Origin of the sequence: Acinetobacter sp. Tr-809, from assembly GCF_011753255.1 — a bacterium.
Classification (GTDB): Bacteria; Pseudomonadota; Gammaproteobacteria; order Pseudomonadales; family Moraxellaceae; genus Acinetobacter.
In genome coordinates, this window is record NZ_VWVZ01000023.1 from 1 (window position 1) to 265 (window position 265).

A 265-nucleotide genomic window follows, 5' to 3' on the forward strand; every position below is an offset into this window, starting at 1 on the left:
TGATCTTGTCTTTAGTCGTTGCATTGTCATATTTAACTGCTGCATCGTCTAACGTACCCAACTTGCTATCAACTGCTGCCAATTGATCTTCTGTTGCTGCCTGACCTGATACTGCTGTGCCATTCCATGTCTTATTGCTTAAACCACCAATCGTACCTGCTGTACCATCAATAGTGACTGGATTCGCTGTACCAACTTTAATGGTATTGCCTAAGCCTAGCTGTACACCATCTGCTGTCGTGGTACTGGTGATGCTGCCATCTGC

General features: G+C 45.3%; 1 pseudogene. It reads right to left on the reverse strand.

Annotated features, from left to right (window positions below):
• Window positions 1-253, reverse strand: a pseudogene (locus tag F3J02_RS18385) (hypothetical protein); the annotation flags it as partial.
• Window positions 254-265 lie beyond the last annotated feature (12 nt).